We start from the raw sequence: 15,650 nt of genomic DNA, 5'->3' as shown, positions 1-15,650 counted from the left end.
ATTGAATTTGAAAAATGAAATTCTAAATATGAACGGGATTCGTAGTCGCATTTTGATTGCGAATAAATTCGACAAAAGCGTGCGCTTCTAACGGTTTTGAATAATAAAATCCTTGAATTTTATTTGCGCCCGCTTCCAAAACCATTTCTAATTGTTTTTGCGTTTCAACTCCTTTTTGCACAACGTCAAATCGGAATTTTCTCACCAAGTTCGTAACTTCAAAAAGGAGCTGTTTCATTTCGGGTTGCTCCGCGTTTTGCAAGAGCGATTCCGAAAGTTTTAAATGCTGATATTGCTTCTGAATGACTTGGATTAAATTCGCGTAGCCCATCGCAAAATTATCGAGCGAGAATACAAATCCAAGTTCGCGCAATTTTTGATAATGCGCTTGCACAACGGCGTCTTCGCTAAACATTTCCGAATCGCAAATTTCCAAATGAATTTGATCTGCGGAGATGCCATTTTTACTCATCACATTTTTAAAAAGAATATCGGTATTTTCCAAGTAAAGTTGGAAGACGCTCAAATTGACGTCCACATATTTTAAGCCAAATTTTTTGGGCTCCGCAGCGCGTAAAAATTCGCAGACTTTACTGAAAACGATGCCGCCGATTTCGCCAATCATGCCGTTTTGTTCTGCGATGGGAATAAATTCTCGCGGAGAAATGCTTCCGTTATTCGCATCGAAAAGGCGCACCAAAGCTTCGGCGCAATCGAACATTCCCGTTTCCGCATTCCAAATCGGCTGATAATAAACTTCGAACGATTTATTCTGAATCGCTTTTTGCAAAATCTTTTCGATTTCGACGCGGCGTTTTACTTTTTCAATATGCTCTTCGCGGTGTAATAAAAATCCCGAATTTACCGAACCGCGATCTTCGTCGCCAAGTTCTACCAAAAGTTCAACGCTATCGATTTCACTCGGCACCGAAACGATGTCGATGCTTGTCGAAAGCACAAGAGATTTGTCTTCAAAGAAATTTCGCGATTGCATCATCGCACGGAAATTTGCCGCAAAATTATCGCATTCTAAACGGCTCGCCGTCGTAATCACCGCAATGCGATCTTGCTCAATGCGATAAACCGTTCCTTGGATATTTCTCATCACCCAAAAAACAATTTCGCGAACTGCATCATTTAAACTTTCGCCGTTTACCATGCGCAAAAACATTTTAAAATTCGCGAGGGTAATGACCATCACCACGTACTTGCGCCCTGATTGAATGTGCCGTTTATTGTCGGCGATAAACATTTGCCGATTGTAAACGCCCGTCATCACATCGGTATGCGCATCTTCTTTTTCAATTAAAAGGAGAACTCCCAAAAGCGAAAGCGCTTCAGCGAAAAGTTCAAGCTTAAACCACGGGCAAAAAAATTGAACCGCAACGCCAAAGCACGAGCACGCGATAAAAAAGCAAAGCGCCACAAAATTGCTTTTGATTAAAACCGCTTTATAAATTAAAATCTGGCGAACCGTAAACGCTAAATAGCCCACCGCTTCGGCGTAAATCAATAATTCCATCGGGCCGCGCGTAAAAATCACATTGTCTTGATAATAAAAGACGAAACCCGTCAGCGGATTGGTGAGCACAAAAATTTCGAGGAAAAGCGCAGGCGAAATAAATAAAATCATTCCCTTTAAACTTTTCAACTCGCCCCAGTTATTGACGAGAACCACATAAAGCGCAAAGAACGGCGCAAGCAACGAATGAAAAACAAAATAACTCGTCAAGAAAAATTCTTGCATATAATTAAAGAAATTTTCTTCGGGCGAATGAAAGAAATCGAGAATTTCGCATACGAGCGCAGAAATCGATGCGAAGAGCATATTGAACATTAAAATTTCAAAAACGCGGCTGCGTGCCCTTTGCGGAGATTTTCCATTGTAATAATAAAAGACGCAGTACAAAAGCACTGCAATCGTGCAAATAAAAAAGGAAATATCGGACGTTAGTATATTCATATTCCACTCAATTCTTCACAAAAATAAAAATAAAATACGGTTTCTCCCATTTTTTTGCAAACATTTCTTGAGTAAATTGCAAATCATCACTTTTTCCGAAAAATTCACCGCTGATTTTCTATTTTAAACGCAAAATAAAATGACCTAAAAAAGGATTCTGTATGCGCATTTCAAAAGAAGAAGCTTTGGATTTATTTTTGCATTCGCCGCTCGAAGAGCTTACTACCCGCGCCAACGCCGAAAAAGAAAGCCGACACGGAAAAAATGTTTTTTGGGTTAACAATCGCCAAATCAATTATACGAATGTCTGCATTTTGCATTGTTCTTTCTGCTCGTTTTCAAAAATCAAAAAGACCGATGCGAACGCATACGATTGGACTTTGGAACAAGTCGAAGAAAAAGCCCGCGCCGCAGTCGATCAAGGGGCAAAAGAATTGCATATCGTCGGTGGACTTCATCCCGATCATCCGTTTGAATATTACTTAGAAATGCTTGCATCGCTGCGGAAAAAATTCCCCGGTGTCAATTTAAAAGCCTTTACCGCGGTTGAAATTTGCCATTTTGCAAAACTTTCGAATCGCCCGGTTCAAGCGGTGTTACAAGATTTGAAAAATGCAGGACTCGACGCGCTCCCCGGCGGCGGCGCAGAACTTTTGGGCGAAGAAATTCGCCATAAAATTTGCGGCAAAAAAGAAACGGGAGCTGAATGGTTAGAAGTTCATCGCCAAGCGCATAAAATGGGAATCCCGACCAATGCGACTATGCTTTTCGGGCATATTGAAAAAATTGAAGATCGCCTCGATCACATGGAAATGCTCCGCAATTTACAAGACGAAGCGCCGGGATTTTTTGCATTTATTCCTCTCGTTTATCATCCCGATAAAAATGCTCTCGGTTTAAAAGTCAAGCAGAAAACTTCCGAAGAAGATGTGCTCCGAACGATTGCCGTTTCGCGACTTTTCTTGGACAATTTTCCGCATATCAAAGCATACTGGATTCAGACCGGAATTCCGACCGCATTAAAAGCGCTCCACGCGGGCGCATCGGATATGGACGGAACGATTATGGAAGAAAAAATCACGCACGCCGCTGGCGCTGATACCGCAATCGGCATGAGCCCCGAAAGAATGCGACAACTCATCCTCGGCGAAGGCCTTGTCCCCGTAGAACGCGACGCCTTATACGACGTCATTCAGCGGTAAATGAATTGGCGATAGTAACTCCCAAGAAATCCAAATAAAAAACTCGTTTCCACAATCCGTGGTAAACGAGTATGCATTCGATCGATTTTTTAATTCATAACGGTTTGACAAGTCTCGCTCTTTTATCGTCAAATCCTTCTAAAGAGCCTTTTTCTTTTAGATACGCCTGAAGAAGGCGCTTATTTTTGATTAAACGCGGAATGTTTTCAATTATCTTTTTTACATCTTCTTTCACCATAAGAACCATCCTGTTAAAGGACTCAATCAATATAATAATTTTGATCCATTTGCCAAGTTTAAAAAAGAAAAACCGACAATGATTTGCATCATTGTCGGTTTTCTGAGCTAAGAAGGGCTCGAACCTTCGACCCACGCCTTAAAAGGGCGTTGCTCTACCAACTGAGCTATTAGCCCGACGCAACCAAATATATAAAACTTTTTGAATTTTGTAAATTATAACCATGATTTTTTTAAAAAAAAGTTTGACTTTTTTACTTACAATGCTCATTTTTGCGAGTTCAGCCTCGGCTTACTTCAAAAAAAATGACTCTGGCGAAGAAGCATTCGCCTTTTTAGGCTCTTTTTTCAGTGCGCGAAGCGCAGCAATGGAAAACGCAAACGCAGCAATGCCTTCTTCAAATCCGGGCGACGTACTACAAAACCCCGCCGTTATCGTTCTCGATTCCAATCATCGGAATGCCGTTGCCTTTTCGTGGCAAACCGGAGAATTTGCCGATAACCAAGGCTATCTCGCTTACGCACGGCGCTTCGGTTCGATGGTCGTACAAGCGAGCTACGGCTGGATTCGCTACGGAGACGTCGATGGCTACGACGACGCGGGGAACGAAACCGGCGACACTTATCATCCGCAGAGTTCGGTCACCTCTCTCACTCTTGCGCTTCCGCTTCCCCACTTTCAATTCGGTTCGACGATTAAATTTGCAACCGATCTTTTATCGGGCGAATCCGACGACCAGACTGCGATGGCTCTCGCTTTTGATTGGGGAATTCTTTGGCAGTCGTCTTCTCGTAAATTCGGCTTCGGTTTAGCAGCGAAAAATTTTGGAAAAATGCTCCGCGCTTATGTAAAAGACGGCGACACCGATTACGGCTTAGAAGAAACCTTTGACATTTCGGGATTTTACATTCCGGGAATGCTTCCGCGTTTAACGGTTCACGCCAAATCGACCTTTCCACGATACGCAGAACCCGCGCTTTCTTTGGGCGCAGAATATGCCATCGGCACTAGTCTCTTTGCGCGTCTCGGTTTTTCGCGGACGTGGCTCGACCTTTCCCGCGATGCGAAAGAAATTTTTTCTTCGAACGATCGCCCCGACGAAACCAATGACGCTCGCCTTTTCAGCGCGGGCTTAGGTTATGCGAGCAATCGCTTTTCTCTCGACTACGCCTTTTCGTATCTCGCACAAGATTTGGGAACAGAACATCGCGTAGCACTCGGACTTAAATTCTAATGCAGCATCAATTTGATATTATCGTCCTCACGCATGAATCTTTTCAACCGCCGATTGAAGACAGCGCACTCGGTTGGTTCTTTGCCGAAAATTTTTCGGAAGTCATCCCGAAGCTCGATGCCGAATGGACGATTTGCATTCAACCGCAAATTCAAATCACAAGCGAATTTTTAAACGCAGCCGCAGACCTTTGTCTCGAATTTCCTTTTGCCGATGCCTTCGCCCCGCGGATTCTTTTTCAAGGAAATTGCATTTCTTCGGGATTTCTTCTCGAAAGGAAGCGCGGACTCATCAAAGAATTCAAAAAAAATCCCGCGAACGAATTTCGAAAAATCGCAAGTCTCCCCGCGGAATGCGGCATTTATTCGACGCGATTACTGCAAGCGCTCGGCGACTTCGACGATGAATTTAAAACCGATTTGAAATTTTTTGATTTGGGCTTACGCGCTTTGCATTTAGGCGCAAATCTTTTTGCAACGCCGCAATTACAAATTGCCATTTTAGAAAAAAGAAAAAATTCAATCGACAACAAAGAACTCGCCCGCATTTATTTCAAAGATTTAAGTCTCGGGCATTTTCTGCATTTTACGCTGCATCATCCTTTGACATTTTTTGCCATCTTCAAAAATCGAAAAGAGCTCGAAGAAAAATCTTTAGAAGTCACGGAAATTTCAAAGCTCACCGAAGAAACTCTAAAAGAATTGCGCGTTTAAATTTTCAATTATTCCTGCGCCGATTGGACAGCGCTAATCGCCTTCTTTAAAATTTCAGCGCCCGCTCCTTGCGCAGCCCCTTCGGACAAAATTTGCCGATACTTGCGTCCGCCCGGAAGCCCTGCGAAAAGTCCGAAAAGATGCTTCACCAAAATGGAAAGCGGACAACCCGCAGCGAGTTCTTTCTCAACGTAAGGCGTAAAAAGTTCGAGCAATTCTTCGCGCGTTTCGGGAGCGGAATTTTCTTTGCCAAAAATTTCTGCATCCGCTGAATGTAACATCCACGGATTCGCATAAACCGCGCGCCCCATCATCACGCCATCGACGCGTTTCAAATGCTCTTTAGCTTGTTCTAAATTTTTGATGTCGCCGTTAATGCTGATATTTAATTCCGGCCGTTCTTCTTTTAATCGATAAACGGATTCGTATTGAATCGCGGGCTTTTCTCGATTTTCTTTGGGTGAGTAACCGCGCAAGCGCGCCGTCCGCGCATGAATAATAAATGTGTTGCATCCCGCAGCGTGCACAGTATCGATGAAATCTTCGAAGAATTCAAAGGATGTGAGATCGTCTACGCCCAAGCGCGTTTTCACGGTGACAGGAATTTTCACTTGCGATTGCATCGCTTGCACGCATTCGGCGACGAGATTTTTATTCTTCATCAAGATTGCGCCGAACGAACCGCATTGTACGCGTTCCGAAGGGCATCCGCAATTCAAATTGACTTCATCAAATCCCGCGTCTTCGACAATTTTTGCGCATTCCGCAAGCATCTTCGGATCGCTTCCGCCGAGCTGCACCGCAACCGGATTTTCTTCGGCGTTCCGCTGGATAAATTTTTCCGCCGCATGCAAAAGCGCATTCGCCACAATCATCTCAGTATAAAGCAAAACATGCTTCGAAAGCAACCGCAAAAAATACCGTTCATGCCTATCCGTAAAATCGAGCATCGGCGCAATCGAAAGCCGCCGATGAAATTGAAGCGCAGAAGAATCCATGGCGGCAAATTTAATAATTTCGGGGGGAGGAAGTCCTTTTGATAAAATTTTAAAAATTGTTTTAGAAATTACTAAAAATTTTTCTTATATTACGCTGCGTAAAATAGTGCAGGAGAATGATATTCCATGAGCTCTAAATTTTTTAATAATACCCCAAACAGCAATTTATTTCAAAAATTCTGCGATATTGCGCACCAAATGTGCAACTTTCATACATTCCAAGCGGTGGTCGGGTATTTTAGGTCTTCGGGCTATTTCAAGCTCCGCGCTGAATTTGAAAATGTGAAAAAAATTCAAATTCTCGTAGGGATAGATGTCGATAAATTATTTAGAAAGCAGTCGGAATTTTTCTTTGGATTAAAGATTGATGAAAATGCCATTCGCGAAGCATACTCCAAAAATTTCAGGGAAGAAATAAAAGAAGCCAATTACGACGCCGAAACCGAAAAGGGCATTTTGCAATTTTGCGACGATATTTGTAGCGGCAAATTGGAAATTCGCATTCACAAGTCCAAGGATTTGCATGCCAAGTTTTATTTGCTGCTCCCCGAAAACCATACCGAAAGTTCCGACGGCTGGGTGATTATGGGTTCATCAAATCTTTCAGATTCGGGACTTGGCACCAAGGATGATAACAATCGCTATGAATTGAATGTCGCGATGAAAGATTACGACGATGTCAATTATTGTAAGGAAGAATTTCAAAAACTTTGGGCAGACGCCTTGCCGCTATCGCTAGACGATATGCGGAATATGAAAAACCAGACGCACCTGACCGACGAATTGCCAACTCCATACGAACTTTACATGAAGGTTTTAATCGACACATTCAGCTTGCAGGTTGAAGATGATTTTTCGATGGATTTACCCGATGGAGTCATGAAGATTCGCTACCAGCAAGATGCGGTCATTCAAGGCTACCAAATGCTTTTGCAGCATAACGGTTTCATTCTTGCCGATGTGGTGGGTCTTGGAAAAACGATTGTCGCCACGATGATTGCGAAGCGTTTTATTCACGAAAACGACAACCACCACACCAAAATTTTAGTCATTTACCCCCCTGCCGTTGCCAAAAACTGGAAGGATACTTTTAAACGCTTTAACATTTCAAACTACGCCCAATTTATAAGCAACGGAAGCTTAAGCAAAATCCTTGAAGGAAAGGATAACTTTTTAGAAAAAGAATACTTTGACTTAATCATCGTCGATGAAGCGCACAATTTCCGCAGTGGCTCTGCCTTACATTACGATGAACTCCAAAAGATTTGCAAGTCGCCTAGGAGAAATCGCGGCAAAATCTTCGGACCCAAAAAGGTGATGCTCCTTTCGGCAACGCCGTTAAACAACAAGCCCGACGACATCAAAAATCTGCTTTTGCTCTTCCAGGACGCCCACTATTCAACAATTGAAGGCGTCCAAAATCTCGACACGACCTTTGCTCCGTGGATTAAGGAATACAATAACATTATGAAGGAGCGTCGAAAAGACGAAAGCAACGCAGACTTTGCCGCACGCACCGATGCCCTTTACGAAGAAATCCGCACGAAAATCATCGATAAGGTAACGGTTCGAAGAACGAGAAATAACATTAAAAATGTGCCTGCCTACAAGGCGGACTTGGGCAAACAAAAAATTGTCTTCCCCGAAATTTTACCGCCAAAATCCTTGGAATACGAGTTAAAAAACGGTTTAAATGAATTGTTTTATGACACGATGTTTATTTTGACCGATACGAAAACGATTGATAATCCCGAAGGAAAAGGTTTACATTATGCGCGCTACCGAGCGATTGAATTTTTAGTGGGCAAAGCAAAAGCAAAGTATAACCACCCCGAAAATATCGCAGCTACTTTGATGGGAGTTTACCGAGTCCATATGGTCAAACGACTCGAAAGCAGCTTTGAAGCGTTTAAAAAATCACTGCATACCTTATTAAAAATTACAGAAGATATGATTCGCATGTTTCAAGAAGACAAAGTCTTTATCGCATCCGAATTAAAGATTAAAGACAAAATCGATAAGGGGTGGGAGCTCGATCAAATTATTGAATATGCGATGGAGCAAGGATTCAATATTGAAGATATTGTCTATAAAGCGTCCGATTTTAACCCAGAATTTGTGAAGATGCTTGAAGAAGATGTCGAAAGGCTTTCGGATTTGTGCTCTAAATGGGATGCGGTTCAAGAAGACCCGAAGCTCGACTTGTTTATTCAAAAAATCAAGTCCGAATTTTTTAAAAAAGTGAACAACCCGACAGGAAAACTCGTCATATTCTCGGAAAGCGTGGATACCGTCAACTATTTGACGGACGCCATTCAAAAGAAACTCAATAGAAACGATGTCATTAACATTTGCGCAAGCAATCGCAAAGCAAATCAAGAAATTCTTCGAACTTGCTTTGACGCAAACGTTCCCAAAGAAGAACAATCTAATGCATTCAACATCGTCATTACTTCTGATGTTTTGGCAGAAGGCGTGAACCTGCACCGCGCAAACGTGATTATCAATTACGATTCCCCTTGGAATGCGACAAGGCTCATGCAGCGCATCGGGCGTGTAAACCGTATCGGTTCTGTTGCGGATAAAATTTACAACTACATGTTTTACCCTTCGCACCAAGGCGACGAACAAATCCACCTTTACAGTAATGCTTTAATTAAACTGCAAGGATTCCATTCGGCTTTGGGCGAAGACACGCAAATTTATTCACGCGAAGAACTCGTGCGCGAATTCCAGCTTTTTAACCCCGAAATCACCGACAATGTCGACAGAAGCTTAAAGCTTTTGGAAGAAGTCCGAGAATTATTCCAAAAAGACCGCGGTTTATACAATAAGATTAAAAACTTGCCGATGAAAAGCCGCACTGTGCGAGACATCGAAAATTGCGCTGCCCAAAAAGTGCAAACGCAGTCGACTCTTGTCTTTTTATCGTCGCCCAAAAAAGTGGAATACTACTTGGTGAACCAAAATGAAGTTTCGAACGTTGCCTTTTTAGATGCAATGGATATGATGCGCGCCGATGTTTCTGAAAAGCCAGAGCCGATGCGCAAAGCAGAAAGTTTCCATTATACACAAGTCAATTTGGCAACCCAGCAGTATAAAACAGAATCAAATGAGCAAGTACATCCCGATTCGATGAACGCCCGCAAAAACGACCCGACGACATCGAAAGCATTGAGTTACATTCGAGCCCTAATGCGTGCCCTTTCTCAGTATTCCGACATCAAGGAAAAACTAGAAGTGTTGCGGCAACTTGTTGAACAGGGAACGTATGCCCAGCTGCGAACGAAACTGAATAAGTTTGCCAAAGACGAATCCAAAGAGCATATCAATGCAAGCGAAGCGGAAAAACGCCGCATCGAATTTATCGATAAGCTTTACAAGGAATATTCTTCGAGCGAAGAAATTTCAAAAGAAGAATCGAACGAACCCATTAAACCGAAAATCATCGTTTCGGAATCATTTATCTAAGGAGAATTTTGAAGATGTTCACCAATAACGAATTTCGCAATCTTTTTCAAAACGCATTTGACCTTGAAGCGTGGAAACGCTTGATGGTCAATTATTTTGATGTCCAGACTACTCTCAAAAATCCTGAACTTTTAGAAGATGATTCCAAAGATTACAAGGCTTATTATTTAGGAAAAACCGAAACCTCCGACGGCTATTCACTTGGATTTTTCAAATACGATATGAAATCTTCAATCGATAAGCGCAAAGTGGGGCTTCGCAAATTGGTCAAATCCTATTTAAAATACGAAGTCGATGCCGCCCTTGTCGTGTTCAATGACAATAATCATTGGCGACTTTCTTTTATTTGCGACATCAAGGGCGAAGAAACCGCCCCCAAGCGTTATACTTATGTTTTTGGAGAAAAGGAAAACTATTACAATACGTCGGTTGCGCGCTTTATCAAATTACAATCCGATGGCATTTCATTTAAAAGCATCAAGGAAGCCTTTGCAGTCGAAGCCTTGACCAAGCAGTTCTACAACGACCTTTTTGCGTGGTATTTGTGGGCAAATGATGTAAAATCGAATGTGAGCTTCCCGAATGACACAAATATCGAAGACGATGACCGCGAAAAATTAGATGTAAAAATTATCCGCCTGATTACACGGCTGATGTTTGTGTGGTTTATCAAGCAGAAAAAACTCGTGCCCAACTGCATTTTTGACGAAACCTATTTGACAAGCATCTTAAAAAATTTTGATCCCGAATCGACAACCGATGGCACTTACTACAATGCGATTTTACAGAACCTGTTCTTTGCCACGTTAAACCGTGCGATTGTCGATGAAGAAGGCAACAAACGTGGCTTTGCCACAAATCAAGGCTACCGCGATGTCAAAACGCTTTACCGCTATGCAGAACTATTTAACATTTCGGAAAGCGAAGTAATAAAGCTGTTTTCGGAAGTACCATTTTTAAACGGTGGGCTTTTCGAATGCCAGGATAAAACAATCAAGCTCGATGGCGTAGAAAAATCCTATAACTTTGACGGTTTTAGCCGCAATAGTGAAAAATTCCGCGATGGTCGCTTTAAATGGAGAGCCGTTGTCCCGAACATTTTATTCTTTGAAAAAGAAAAAGGCTTGCTTTCGATTTTAAACCGCTACAACTTTACCATCGAAGAAAATTCGCCCAACGAACAGCAAGTAGCACTCGACCCTGAACTTTTGGGAAAAGTCTTTGAAAACTTGCTCGGAGCCTACAACCCCGAAACACAAGAAACCGCGCGCAAGGAAAGTGGTTCTTTCTATACGCCTCGCGAAGTCGTAAACTACATGGTCGACGAAAGCTTGCAGGCTTATTTAGGAGATTCCCCCGTTGTAAAATCGGTATTTGACGATGACTTTGAAAAAGATTCTAACTCAGAAAACGAATATAAAGCGATAGCAACAAAACTCCAAGCCATTAAAATTCTTGACCCAGCGTGCGGTTCGGGAGCATTCCCGATGGGACTTTTGAACCGAATGGTCGATATTTTGCAAAAGATTCACCCCCAAAAAAGCGTTTACGATTTAAAGCTTTCGATTATTGAAAACTGCATTTACGGAAGCGACATTCAATGCATTGCCGCCCAAATCAGTAAACTCCGGTTCTTTATTTCGCTGATTTGCGACTGCGAAAAAGATGCCACAAAGCCCAATTTTGGAATTCCGACTTTACCAAACTTGGAAACGCACTTTGTCGCTGCCGATTCGCTTTTGTCGATGAAAAAGCAAAAGAATCAAATCGAGCTTTTTGAAGACCCCGAAATCGAACCGACAAAGCAAAAGCTAAAAGAAATCAGGCACGAACATTTTTCGGCAAAGTCTGCTGCCGAAAAAATGCGCCTGCGCAAAGAAGACACCGAGCTGCGCAACAAATTGGCGAAGCTTTTAATCAAAAACCAAAGTTTTGCCCCCGACGACGCCAAGCAACTCGCCGGTTGGAACCCTTACGACCAAAATGCCGTGGCGGAATTTTTGGATCCTTCGTGGATGTTTGGCGTAAACGATGGCTTTGATATTGTAATTGGAAATCCACCGTATGTTCAGCTACAAAACAATGGCGGTGCACTTGCCAAGCAATATGAAAAAGAAAGTTATAAAGTCTTCGCAAAAACGGGCGATATTTATTGCCTGTTCTACGAACGCGGTGCCCAATTGTTAAAGCCGCACGGACACTTGTGTTTTATTACATCGAATAAATGGATGCGTGCTGGTTACGGCGAAAAAACGCGCGAATACTTTACCACGCAAACAAACCCCAAATTGCTTGTGGATTTTGCCGGCGTAAAAGTCTTTGAAAGTGCAACGGTTGACACAAACATTCTGCTCTTTGAAAAGGCTAAGAACGAGCACAAAACCATCTGCGCGGTAACTTCAAAAGAGAATAAAGACAGCATAAAAAATTTGAGCGTTTTTTTGAGCCAGAATTTCAGTGTAAACAGCTTTAATGGCTCAGATAGTTGGGTTATTCTTAGCCCGATAGAACAAAGTATTAAGGCAAAAATTGAGAAAGTAGGCACTCCATTAAAGGACTGGGACATCAATATCTATCGTGGCGTTCTTACCGGTTGTAATGAAGCATTTATTATTTCAACCGAAAAACGCAACGAAATCCTTGAAAACTGTAAAAATGAGGATGAGCGGAAACGCACGGCGGAACTAATTAGACCAATTCTTCGCGGACGCGATATTAAGCGTTATAGCTACGATTGGGCAAATTTGTGGTTAGTCTATATTCCCTGGCATTTTCCGTTGCATTTGGACAATTCTATTCAGGGGTGTTCAGAAAAAGCAGAAAAAGAATTTCAAAAACAATACCCAGCAATTTATAATCATTTGCTTGGATATAAGAAACAACTTTCAGCTAGAAATAAAGTAGAGACTGGTATTCGCTATGAGTGGTATGCCTTACAGCGGTGGGGCGCAAATTATTGGGAGGATTTTAGTAGGCCAAAATTGATTTATCCGAATATGACAAAATATCTACCATTTGTATATGACGATAAAAAATTTTTAACTAATCAAAAGTGTTTTATAGTAACAGGAAAAGACATTGAATTTCTAACAGCATTTTTAAATTCATCAATATTTAAGTATTGCTTCCGCGATGCTTTTCCTGAATTATTGGGAGGAACTAGGGAATTAAGCAAGATATTTTTTGATAAAATTCCAGTATTGCAAGTAACAGACAAAACTAATGAAAAATTTAAAGTTTTAATTAAAGATATTCAAAACGAATATACAGAACAAAAAGCAAAAGAAATTGATAAACAAATTTTTGAATTATACGGATTAAACGAAGGAGAAATCTATGCGATTACAAAATGATTGTCATTATAATGGTGGAGGATTTTCAAGAACCGAAAATTATGTGGAAAAGAATAGGATCTATTATTCGATTTAGCTATGATTCAAATAAATCTTTTGGTCTTGATAGTACCTGTTTTGCTACAGGCAAAAATATTGAATTTATTTGCTGTGTGTTAAATTCACCAATGGGGCATTATCTATTAAAAGATGCCCCAAAAACAGGAACCGGCGATTTATTGATAAGCGTGCAAGCTGTAGAACCTATTAGAATTCCTAAAATTTCGGACTCTAAAAATTCAAAATTTGCAAAGCTTTTAGAAAAAATTGTAAAAAATACTGATTCTAATGCGGAGAAATGTATAGATGAGGAGATATTCAAAATTTATGGTCTTGAAGAAAATGAGTGTGTCTACATAAAGGAAAATTTTAGCTAGGCTATTGGATTGAGGAGGATTTCTTTAAGCCAAAAATTATGTACGCCGAAATCGTACAAGAGCCAAAGTTCTATTTAGATAAAAAGAACTTTTTACCGGAAGCTACAAGTTTTCTTTTGACTGGAGAAAACTTAGAGTATTTGGTAAAAGTTTTTAATTCAAAAATTACTGCATATTTATTCAAAACATTTTATGCAGGCGGAGGACTTGGCGAAGCTGGTTTTAGATATAAGAAAGCATTTTTTGAAAATTTGCCAATTCCAAGAATTGACAAGCAACAAATACAAAGTGTCGAAAAATCAAATAATGATGAAGAAATTTCAATTCAGTTGGGAAAAATCTATGGTTTTTCTCCAATTGAAATAGATTTTATTGCTAGGAAACTTAAAACTGTTTAACTCCTTCTATTACAGCAATTTCCTCATCTGTTAATTTGTAAAGAGAGTAAATAATTTGATTTGCTTTTCTTTCAAATTCAGATGAATCTGAATCAGTATTGTCTTTTTTTATTTTCAAAATTTTATCGCATAGCGTTGTTAATTGTTGTGCAAAATGGGATGGTATTTGCGCAACTACTGGGATTTTTAAGAAGATATCCTTTTGAGCTATGGTCGTATTTCCGCCAAGAGAATTCATTGAACAGTTTGCATAAAAATTGGCAACCTTAGAGTTTAAAATCATCAAAACGCTTTTTAAGTTTTTAGCATTTATAAAGTATTCATTACTACTTAAAAAGCATCTATTTTCGTCGTAAGCGAACGACATATTCCTAAATTGCCCATATACAATTTTTGGCCTACTAAAATCCTCCAAATAAGCGCAGTTCCGTAGGTTGTACGGAGTGTCTCCTTTGTCGGCTCTGGTGGCAATTCTATCCCAATACTGGTCTAAATGAGCCTTTACAGCAGGATAATCTTCGATTTTAATTCGAGGAATGCGCCCACGAACGCCATTATGTGTGTTGATAAGATACAATCCATTGTCCACATAACCATATCTTTTAATATCCCTGCCGCGCAAAATAGGTCGAATCAATTCAGCCGTTTTTTTGCGTTCTTCTTCGTTTTTGCAATTCGATAAAATTTCATCGCGCTTTTCAGTACTAATAATAAAAGCGTCGTTAAAACCAGTTTTTATTCCGTAATTGATTTGAATATCCCAATCTTTAAGCGGAGTTCCCACGGCTTCAATTTTGCGCTTAATGCTTTGCTCAATTTCGCTCAAAATTACCCAGCTTTCGCCACCTTTGTCAAAACTCGAAACAGAATGCTGTTGCTGAACAAAAACGCTCACTTTCCACTTGCACATTTTAAGAACCTCGCTAAGGTATTTCTATCGACTTTACATATCTTGGCAATTTTTCGCTGGCTCACACCATGCGCTTGGAGTTGGGCAATAAATTCCTCCTTGCCATAAAGTTTGTGTTTTTCGGGAGCGGTGCGTTTCCCCTTGGGGCGCCCCAGCACCACACCTTCCGCCTTTTTCCTCGCCAGCGCTTCCTTAGTCCGCTGGCTAATCAAATTCCTTTCAATCTCTGCGCTAAGCCCAAAGGCAAATGCCAGCACCTTGCTCTGGATGTCATCACCTAGCCGGTAATTGTCCTTAATCGTCCACACCTTGCATTCCTTAGTCATGCAAATATTCAGGATTTCCATAATCATGAACAGGTTTCGCCCAAGGCGCGAAAGTTCTGCGCATATAATTAAGTCGTCTTTTTTGACCCATTGCAAAAGCTTGCCAAGCTCTCGCTTGTTATAGCTTTTGGTGCCGCTGATGGTTTCCTCTATCCAGCCGTCAATCTTTAAGTTTTGCCTCTTGCAAAAGTTGTTGATTTCAAACCGCTGGTTTTCTACTGTCTGCTTGTCGCTGCTTACGCGAATGTATCCGTATATCATGAAAGGAAAGTTAATGAGGATTTGCATACGAATCCTTTAATATGACTAATTTGAAAATGAGAAATTAGCGCACCGCTTTGCGGTGCTCCTAGCCTCAAAAGTTTCAGATGGACACTTCAAATGAAATTTCCAGCGTCAAAAGTTTTATATGGAGAGATTTCCGAATA

General features: G+C 41.0%; 12 protein-coding genes, 1 tRNA gene and 1 pseudogene. 8 read left to right on the top strand and 6 right to left on the bottom strand.

Going from position 1 to position 15,650, the window contains the following annotated elements; translation table 11 throughout:
* Nucleotides 1-22 precede the first annotated feature (22 nt).
* Nucleotides 23-1,963 carry a GGDEF domain-containing phosphodiesterase gene (locus B0H50_RS05330; RefSeq protein WP_106199162.1) on the bottom strand — a complete coding sequence of 647 codons (1,941 nt, stop codon included), beginning with the start codon at nt 1,961-1,963 and terminating at the stop codon, nt 23-25.
* A gap of 161 nt (nt 1,964-2,124) precedes the next feature.
* Here B0H50_RS05330 and mqnE point away from each other — a divergent pair, with 161 nt between their 5' ends.
* A complete protein-coding gene (gene mqnE, locus B0H50_RS05325) occupies nt 2,125-3,165 on the top strand; it encodes an aminofutalosine synthase MqnE (RefSeq protein ID WP_106199164.1) in 1,041 nt (346 codons plus the stop codon).
* A 94-nt stretch (nt 3,166-3,259) separates the two neighbouring features.
* On the opposite strand, the gene B0H50_RS13300 is transcribed toward mqnE, so the two are convergent.
* Nucleotides 3,260-3,403 (bottom strand): hypothetical protein, encoded by a 144-nt coding sequence (locus B0H50_RS13300; protein ID WP_158256510.1) that lies wholly within the window; start codon nt 3,401-3,403, stop codon nt 3,260-3,262.
* A 103-nt stretch (nt 3,404-3,506) separates the two neighbouring features.
* Nucleotides 3,507-3,579, bottom strand: a tRNA-Lys gene (locus B0H50_RS05320).
* Nucleotides 3,580-3,626: 47 nt separating this feature from the next.
* Here B0H50_RS05320 and B0H50_RS05315 point away from each other — a divergent pair.
* A complete protein-coding gene (locus B0H50_RS05315; protein WP_109587367.1) occupies nt 3,627-4,637 on the top strand; it encodes a PorV/PorQ family protein in 1,011 nt (336 codons plus the stop codon).
* Nucleotides 4,637-5,350, top strand: coding sequence for a hypothetical protein (locus B0H50_RS05310; protein ID WP_109587366.1), 714 nt, complete (start codon nt 4,637-4,639; stop codon nt 5,348-5,350). Before B0H50_RS05315 ends, B0H50_RS05310 begins: the two co-directional genes overlap by 1 nt.
* A gap of 8 nt (nt 5,351-5,358) precedes the next feature.
* On the opposite strand, the gene dusA is transcribed toward B0H50_RS05310, so the two are convergent.
* Nucleotides 5,359-6,348 carry a tRNA dihydrouridine(20/20a) synthase DusA gene (gene dusA / locus B0H50_RS05305; RefSeq protein WP_106199173.1) on the bottom strand — a complete coding sequence of 330 codons (990 nt, stop codon included), beginning with the start codon at nt 6,346-6,348 and terminating at the stop codon, nt 5,359-5,361.
* Here dusA and B0H50_RS13780 point away from each other — a divergent pair.
* The 5 genes and pseudogenes from B0H50_RS13780 to B0H50_RS05285 all read left to right on the top strand — a co-directional run.
* Entirely contained in the window at nt 6,347-6,478 is a 132-nt protein-coding gene (locus B0H50_RS13780) for a hypothetical protein (RefSeq protein ID WP_269843924.1), read from the top strand. The genes dusA and B0H50_RS13780 overlap by 2 nt on opposite strands.
* A 68-nt stretch (nt 6,479-6,546) precedes the next feature.
* On the top strand, nt 6,547-9,819 hold the full coding sequence (locus B0H50_RS05300; RefSeq protein ID WP_199219612.1) for a helicase-related protein: 3,273 nt from the start codon (nt 6,547-6,549) through the stop codon (nt 9,817-9,819).
* A gap of 14 nt (nt 9,820-9,833) precedes the next feature.
* Nucleotides 9,834-13,172, top strand: coding sequence for an Eco57I restriction-modification methylase domain-containing protein (locus tag B0H50_RS05295; RefSeq protein WP_109587364.1), 3,339 nt, complete (start codon nt 9,834-9,836; stop codon nt 13,170-13,172).
* Nucleotides 13,169-13,588: a hypothetical protein gene (locus B0H50_RS05290; protein WP_109587363.1), complete on the top strand. Its 420-nt coding sequence runs from the start codon at nt 13,169-13,171 to the stop codon at nt 13,586-13,588. Before B0H50_RS05295 ends, B0H50_RS05290 begins: the two co-directional genes overlap by 4 nt.
* Before the next feature lie 14 nt (nt 13,589-13,602).
* A pseudogene (locus tag B0H50_RS05285) lies at nt 13,603-13,887 on the top strand (hypothetical protein); the annotation flags it as partial.
* 85 nt (nt 13,888-13,972) lie between these two features.
* Here B0H50_RS05285 and B0H50_RS05280 read toward each other — a convergent pair.
* Both B0H50_RS05280 and B0H50_RS05275 read right to left on the bottom strand, forming a co-directional pair.
* Nucleotides 13,973-14,896: a TaqI-like C-terminal specificity domain-containing protein gene (locus B0H50_RS05280; RefSeq protein WP_109587361.1), complete on the bottom strand. Its 924-nt coding sequence runs from the start codon at nt 14,894-14,896 to the stop codon at nt 13,973-13,975.
* Nucleotides 14,878-15,483 carry a master DNA invertase Mpi family serine-type recombinase gene (locus B0H50_RS05275; RefSeq protein WP_109587383.1) on the bottom strand — a complete coding sequence of 202 codons (606 nt, stop codon included), beginning with the start codon at nt 15,481-15,483 and terminating at the stop codon, nt 14,878-14,880. The genes B0H50_RS05280 and B0H50_RS05275 overlap by 19 nt, the downstream gene beginning before the upstream one ends.
* Nucleotides 15,484-15,650: the final 167 nt, after the last annotated feature.

It is taken from the genome of Hallerella porci (genome assembly GCF_003148885.1).
Classification (GTDB): Bacteria; Fibrobacterota; Fibrobacteria; order Fibrobacterales; family Fibrobacteraceae; genus Hallerella; species Hallerella porci.
Note: the sequence above shows the minus strand (reverse complement) of the source record. Positions and strands in the feature narration are given on the sequence as shown.

What these genes read in the sequence shown, in the direction of transcription:
- B0H50_RS05330 (WP_106199162.1), bottom strand. Translation starts at nt 1,963, where the DNA reads ATGAATATACTAACGTCCGATATTTCCTTTTTTATTTGCACGATTGCA.
- mqnE (WP_106199164.1), top strand. Translation starts at nt 2,125, where the DNA reads ATGCGCATTTCAAAAGAAGAAGCTTTGGATTTATTTTTGCATTCGCCG.
- B0H50_RS13300 (WP_158256510.1), bottom strand. Translation starts at nt 3,403, where the DNA reads ATGGTGAAAGAAGATGTAAAAAAGATAATTGAAAACATTCCGCGTTTA.
- B0H50_RS05315 (WP_109587367.1), top strand. Translation starts at nt 3,627, where the DNA reads ATGATTTTTTTAAAAAAAAGTTTGACTTTTTTACTTACAATGCTCATT.
- B0H50_RS05310 (WP_109587366.1), top strand. Translation starts at nt 4,637, where the DNA reads ATGCAGCATCAATTTGATATTATCGTCCTCACGCATGAATCTTTTCAA.
- B0H50_RS13780 (WP_269843924.1), top strand. Translation starts at nt 6,347, where the DNA reads ATGGCGGCAAATTTAATAATTTCGGGGGGAGGAAGTCCTTTTGATAAA.
- dusA (WP_106199173.1), bottom strand. Translation starts at nt 6,348, where the DNA reads ATGGATTCTTCTGCGCTTCAATTTCATCGGCGGCTTTCGATTGCGCCG.
- B0H50_RS05300 (WP_199219612.1), top strand. Translation starts at nt 6,547, where the DNA reads ATGTGCAACTTTCATACATTCCAAGCGGTGGTCGGGTATTTTAGGTCT.
- B0H50_RS05295 (WP_109587364.1), top strand. Translation starts at nt 9,834, where the DNA reads ATGTTCACCAATAACGAATTTCGCAATCTTTTTCAAAACGCATTTGAC.
- B0H50_RS05290 (WP_109587363.1), top strand. Translation starts at nt 13,169, where the DNA reads ATGATTGTCATTATAATGGTGGAGGATTTTCAAGAACCGAAAATTATG.
- B0H50_RS05280 (WP_109587361.1), bottom strand. Translation starts at nt 14,896, where the DNA reads ATGTGCAAGTGGAAAGTGAGCGTTTTTGTTCAGCAACAGCATTCTGTT.
- B0H50_RS05275 (WP_109587383.1), bottom strand. Translation starts at nt 15,483, where the DNA reads ATGATATACGGATACATTCGCGTAAGCAGCGACAAGCAGACAGTAGAA.